The sequence below is a fragment of the Nostoc sp. CHAB 5715 genome (genome assembly GCF_020829685.1).
GTDB lineage: Bacteria > Cyanobacteriota > Cyanobacteriia > Cyanobacteriales > Nostocaceae > Nostoc.
In genome coordinates this window covers 1-5,467 of sequence record NZ_JAIVFR010000499.1, presented here as the reverse complement: position 1 = coordinate 5,467, position 5,467 = coordinate 1, and the positions used below count along the sequence as shown (strand labels likewise).

Annotated in this window: 10 protein-coding genes; 3 read left to right on the top strand and 7 right to left on the bottom strand. The window is 42.4% G+C overall.

The features are described 5' to 3' along the window. The first annotated feature begins 83 nt into the window (after window positions 1-83). Together LC574_RS24360 and LC574_RS24355 are read left to right on the top strand one after the other, a co-directional pair. Window positions 84-266 (top strand): DUF1902 domain-containing protein, encoded by a 183-nt coding sequence (locus LC574_RS24360; RefSeq protein ID WP_229456129.1) that lies wholly within the window; start codon window positions 84-86, stop codon window positions 264-266. Further along, on the top strand, window positions 266-463 hold the full coding sequence (locus LC574_RS24355) for a type II toxin-antitoxin system HicA family toxin (RefSeq protein WP_229456128.1): 198 nt from the start codon (window positions 266-268) through the stop codon (window positions 461-463). Before LC574_RS24360 ends, LC574_RS24355 begins: the two co-directional genes overlap by 1 nt. Window positions 464-547: 84 nt before the next feature. Here the strand turns inward: LC574_RS24355 and LC574_RS24350 are convergent, their stop codons facing one another. The 7 genes from LC574_RS24350 to LC574_RS24320 all read right to left on the bottom strand — a co-directional run bounded on the left by LC574_RS24350 (window position 548) and on the right by LC574_RS24320 (window position 4,749). Further along, window positions 548-937 carry a type II toxin-antitoxin system VapC family toxin gene (locus LC574_RS24350; protein ID WP_229456127.1) on the bottom strand — a complete coding sequence of 130 codons (390 nt, stop codon included), beginning with the start codon at window positions 935-937 and terminating at the stop codon, window positions 548-550. 11 nt (window positions 938-948) lie between these two features. Beyond that, the gene (locus LC574_RS24345; RefSeq protein WP_229456126.1) at window positions 949-1,359 is read right to left on the bottom strand and encodes a hypothetical protein; all 411 of its coding nucleotides are present in this window, start codon (window positions 1,357-1,359) and stop codon (window positions 949-951) included. A gap of 154 nt (window positions 1,360-1,513) precedes the next feature. After that, window positions 1,514-1,744 carry a DUF2283 domain-containing protein gene (locus LC574_RS24340; protein WP_229456125.1) on the bottom strand — a complete coding sequence of 77 codons (231 nt, stop codon included), beginning with the start codon at window positions 1,742-1,744 and terminating at the stop codon, window positions 1,514-1,516. Window positions 1,745-1,757: 13 nt separating this feature from the next. Further along, window positions 1,758-2,012, bottom strand: coding sequence for a DUF4258 domain-containing protein (locus LC574_RS24335; RefSeq protein WP_229456124.1), 255 nt, complete (start codon window positions 2,010-2,012; stop codon window positions 1,758-1,760). 277 nt (window positions 2,013-2,289) lie between these two features. Continuing rightward, window positions 2,290-2,706: a putative toxin-antitoxin system toxin component, PIN family gene (locus LC574_RS24330; RefSeq protein WP_229456123.1), complete on the bottom strand. Its 417-nt coding sequence runs from the start codon at window positions 2,704-2,706 to the stop codon at window positions 2,290-2,292. Further along, a complete protein-coding gene (locus LC574_RS24325; RefSeq protein WP_229456122.1) occupies window positions 2,693-2,941 on the bottom strand; it encodes a hypothetical protein in 249 nt (82 codons plus the stop codon). Before LC574_RS24325 ends, LC574_RS24330 begins: the two co-directional genes overlap by 14 nt. Window positions 2,942-2,994: 53 nt before the next feature. After that, window positions 2,995-4,749, bottom strand: coding sequence for an N-acetylmuramoyl-L-alanine amidase (locus LC574_RS24320; RefSeq protein WP_229456121.1), 1,755 nt, complete (start codon window positions 4,747-4,749; stop codon window positions 2,995-2,997). A gap of 85 nt (window positions 4,750-4,834) precedes the next feature. Between LC574_RS24320 and LC574_RS24315 the strand changes: the two genes are divergently transcribed. Continuing rightward, window positions 4,835-5,467: CTP synthase (locus LC574_RS24315; RefSeq protein ID WP_229456120.1), on the top strand; the 633-nt coding region annotated here is incomplete at its 3' end.

Genomic DNA, 5,467 nt, shown 5'->3' with positions numbered 1-5,467 from the left:
ATTCCTATGCGATTTTTTGACGGCGATTAAAATCGCCTACGCCTTGCCCCCATGCTTGAAAGCAGGGGCTTCCACGGCGAGAGGTGTTTGGTGATAATCTACCTGGGTTGGTTACAGAAGGTTCTACTATTGAGGTGTTAACAGCAAAACTCAAAGCTATGATTCCAGAACTTATTGAATTAAATAGAGTTGAATCTGGCAACAAAGATTACATTGATTTATACTTAACAACCCATCGTCATGAATCAATCAAAGTGGCTGGCTAATGAGTGTTTCCTTTACTCCTGAAGTTAAAAAGCTTTTAACAGAAGCCGGATGTTATTTTAAAAGGCAAGGGAAAGGAGATCATGAAATTTGGTATAGCCCAATTACAGATAATAACTTTGTAGTTGATAGTAAAATAAAATCACGTCATACTGCAAATGGAGTATTGAAACAAGCTGGTTTAGATAAGCATTTTTGAATTTATACATTATCTAATTTTACCCTACTTGAGATATTCACAACTTCATCTGAATTTCAGGGATTGATTAGAGAGCGATTTTTTTCAGGCAGCAGATACGAGAGTAATATTATGATAAATTGCTGTTGTGGCGATCCATAGATCGTTATCATCAAAACCGAGATCCTGAATGCGGGTACTGCGGCGTTTGTTTTTTTCTTTTGGGGCAAATTGACGAAAAATGCGGTTCTTCAGTTGACTGTATATCTCTGCTATTTCTTTGTTGATCAGATAGATATCAATCTCTGTCAGGAATGCTTGAACCACTTGTAAGTTCATCTCTTGATGCTCTGATTTTTCCGTCATGTAGAGTAACTCACCATAGCTAATGATGCTAATCCCAAAAGGATCTTGAGCATAGCTTTGAGCAGTTGCGACAACTTGAGGATTGTTGTTAATAAGATAACTACAGTGATTGGTATCCAGCAAATACATAAATGATTGGCTTAAAACTTCGCTTTTGAGCGGGTTGCATCAAGAAATGCTAGGCACTCCTCTAGGTCGTCTCCATGCCAAGTACCAGCAAATTTGAGCAAGTCTTGACCTGTAGAACCTCGTCGGATCACAGATTGAGAACGATCGCCACGTTGTTTAATTTCAGCGATCTTAGCAGCAAAATCTTCAGGTGGTTGTGCTAGGGTCTCATCCTCCAGAGGAGAATCGGGCGGAGTGTGTGCTTGCTCTAAAGATACCAGAATCGAAGCTCCAGTGGAAGGTGATTTGGTCACTTCTGATTGAGATGGAACTGTTTTCTGAAAAACAAGAAATGCTATATATTGCTCAACCTGAGTCAGTTGGTCATCTGGAAGTTGAGCAATCTGTTGTTGAAGTTGACGGCGGCGGTCAAGGATAGTCATGGGAGACCTCGCGGGAACGACTGAGCTTTCATTTTACTCGATTGATACAGTGCCAAATCCAGAGCATAACCCATTCCACCCTACTACGATTAGAGATAGGCGATCGCAAATTTAGCAGAGCAATTAATGTTTCAGAACTAGACTTTCTATGGCTTCAAGCTGCCGTTGATACAACCTGAAATGGTATATTTTCTAAAACAACTTCTGGCAACTGACCCGATCCAATAACCTCTTTTGCATCAAGAATTTCTACACCAACTAAAACTTCACCCGCACCAATATTTAGTGCTATTTCATCGTTTAAGCGGAAAGTACGACATTCATGATATCCATCGACTAGGCGAATATAAAGGGAGTCAGTTTCCTGGTCATAACTAATTTTCATAGCGTCACTTTCCTCAAAAATAAAATGTATACACAGTAATCACTACAATCTCTGTCTCGCTTTCGGCAATGATTGGCGAAACTCGTTTAATAGCATAGGAGCGCCCTTGCCATTCTCTATTAAACTGAAAGTCGTAACGATATTCAAGTCTGCCTTGTTTGGCTGGCTTTTGATTGCCATTAAGAATTGCTTCAGTTACTTCTAGCTCATTTGTACCTCGCTCTATGCATTGCGATAAAGCGTGTTTGGTAAACCGAATTGGCTTCATAGAGTTGACTTGAACCTGCTCGTGTCAACACTGTAACAACACATAAGCTAAGAAATGGTCGTACACTATAAAAATCAAAAAGCTTGAACAAAAACTTATTACAACATTGAGCAGGAATTAGCTAAAAAATAGTGATCGCACTCCACCAAGTACAATAAGTATGGAAAAATCACACGATAATTTCATGCGATGCCTACGGCGGTAAACTACGCGCCGCCCTTTCCCATAACACAAGATTTTTGTGCGTCGTGTTTGTCGGATGTAGCGTAATTGCTACTTATTTGCTTGCTAAAAATTCTTGAACATTCAGAATCTCAATGTCCCTCCAGGGGTTTAGCACTAGCAAATCATCATCTCCGGTAACAATACACTCTGCTTGACCACTGAGTGCTAATTCCAAATATTTGTTATCTTTTAGGTCTCGGCATTCATTAATCTGCTCAGTCACGTCAATAAATTGACAGTTTTCTGTTAAGTTTTCTAGAAATTCTTGCCGCCTTTCTTTAGTGAGATACCTATCAAATTTGGGACGATATAAAACCTCTTCTAACTCCGATAAGACAGAATTTGATAATAGGATAACGCCAATATCCTGAGCTTGATCTAATGCCTGACGCGGCTTGCTTTGACTAAACAAAAATGCACTAATTAGCACATTAGTATCAAAAACGAACCGTCGATTATTTGTCATCATTCAAAATCGATTTTAAGATTTCAGGCGTTAATCCTCGCTCTTGTACCTCAAGACTAGCTTTATCCATCGTGTTTCTCAAACGTGCAATGGACTCAAGTCTCGGAGTTGTAAATTGAGACTGCATAATTGCCGCAATCTTAAGTTGCAATTGTTCCCGTTCTTCTTCAGTGGCATTACGGTATGCCTCTGCTACCTCAGAGGGAACTTTGATAGTAATTTCTTCTTTAGTAATCATCACCTATCGCACTCCACCAAATACAATTAGGAACTAGTGTTGTACCTCTAAATTTATCTCACACTCCTAAACCACTCAGTAATCCCCTGAGCGATCGCATAAGCCGTTTTCTTCTGTTCCTCTGGGTTCACTATCTGCTCAAATTCATCGGGATTACTCATAAAACCTAATTCCAGCAACACTGATGGCGCAGCAGCCGGACGTGTCAGCGCTAGGTTGTTCCAAAACACACCATAATAAGGTCTGTCAAGTTTTTTGACTACATAGTTTTGTAAAAATATTGCGAGATTGTGCGCTTGGGGATGATACCAAAAAGTGCCGAATCCCTTGGTTTTTTCGGCATCGCCATTATCGGGTAGGGAATTGTGATGTATGGAAAGGGCGATCGCAGGTTCTTCTTGACTGATAATTGCCTGACGTTCTACTAGCGAAACCTCCTTATCATCCTCCCGTGTCATCACCACCGTTGCTCCTCGCTTCACCAACTCATCTTGCAGCAACTTGGATACCACCAAATTCAAATCTTTTTCTAAATATCCAGTTGGGCCACTGGCACCAGTTTCTTTACCTCCATGCCCTGGATCTAGTACAATCTTGAAATTAGCTAAAGGCTTGCGTCTTGTGTTACCAATTTTCGGCGGATGACGCAAAGCTAAAACCAGGGTTGTACCGTCGTATCTCAGCTTATATCCCCACTGTTGAGCTTTTTTGAGGTTAAAGGTGTATTTTACTTGTTCTGGAGCCTCTTGTTGCCAATCTAGGCGATAAATTAGGGGGTCATCATCCAGGCGAATAATGTCCGTTTGGGCAGTGGTATTGTAGAGAGTGAGAGCGAAAGCACCCTCACTTTGTTGCACGCTTACAGGTACGGGAACTTGTAAGGGGAAAACTATCTCTGTCGCACCAGGGAGTTGACGGTATCCGACACTGCGAATTATTGTCTGTGGCGGAACTGCACCAGGAAGAATGCGGGTTTCTTTACTATTAATCCAAGCGCCATAGTCTAGACGCAACCATTCACCTTCCCTACCTGTTACTGTTGCGCGTGTGCCTTTGGGCAGTGGTGTAAGTCGAGAATAATCGGTGCTTGGGCCAGTACGCGCAACACCTGCGTCTGCCGTTACCTCAGAAACTGGCAACTCTGCTCTTGAGAGGATTTGAATTTTACCAGTCCCTGGTTGAGTTATCGTCTTGCCATTGAGCGTCAGTTGAAACTGAGGTTGTCCCAGATCGGCGGCTGTTGCTACTGTGGTGCAGCCTTGATAATTGCCTACGCTAGACTGGGCATAAGGCTGATTTTGCCCTGTCAGAGCTGCCAAATTACTTGGTAGTTGTGCCTGTTGAGGTTGGGGTGAAAGGGCAATAGTTTGATTAGCTAACTTGACAGATACGCTAGCGTTAGGGGGTGCGATGGCGCTAAAACAAATTAGCTCTCCCGGTAGTCTGGCAATGTCAGCTGCGGGAGTCAGGGAATCTTTAGCAAAGGCTAACCCCTGTGGTAGCTCAGGATCAGTGGTAAGCCTTGTCACTTTAATCTGGAGTTCTTGATTGTCGTGACGCACAGTAAAAAGATTCTCCCCCAACTGCAAGGGGAAACTAGGGGAAAAATGACCTGCTTTGCTGCGGGTAATTGGCTTACTATTGATCAAAACCTGACCATCTGGTGGTGCAGTCCCCAGAAAGAAGATTTTTTGGGAACTCGTCTGGTAGCTTGTTTGGGGAAAAACGACTATAAGAGATGGCTCTGCCAATGCTACGGAGGAGGTGACAATACAGCCTAATATTACTAATCCTAAAAGGTTTTTCACAAGCTCAATGGCAGAACATTACACCACAACAACTGTGGCACAATGACGGATGTATTTTTAGAAGTTGTTAAAAATTCAAACTAGTATGACTAAGTTTATTTTTGTAACTGGGGGCGTAGTTTCCAGTATTGGTAAGGGCATTGTAGCAGCAAGTCTAGGGCGTTTGCTCAAGTCGCGCGAATATTCCGTATCGATTCTCAAACTCGACCCTTATATCAATATCGATCCTGGCACAATGAGTCCCTTTCAGCATGGGGAAGTATTCGTTACCCAGGATGGTGCGGAGACAGATTTGGACTTGGGGCATTACGAACGCTTCACTGATACCTCAATGTCGCGGTTGAATTGTGTAACTACTGGCTCGATTTACCAGGCAGTTATCAATAAAGAGCGGCGCGGAGACTACAATGGTGGCACAGTACAGGTTATTCCTCATATTACTAATGAAATCAAAGAGCGGATTTTGCGAGTGGCTAAAAGTACAAATCCATCTGTAGTAATTACAGAAATCGGCGGTACGGTGGGAGATATTGAATCACTACCATTTTTGGAAGCAATTCGCCAGTTCCGCAAAGAGGTAGGAAGGCAGAATGTGCTGTATATGCACGTAACGCTAGTACCGTGGATTGCTTCTGCGGGTGAGATGAAAACTAAGCCAACACAGCATTCAGTTAAAGAACTCAGATCCATTGGCATTCAACCAGATATTTTAGTTTGT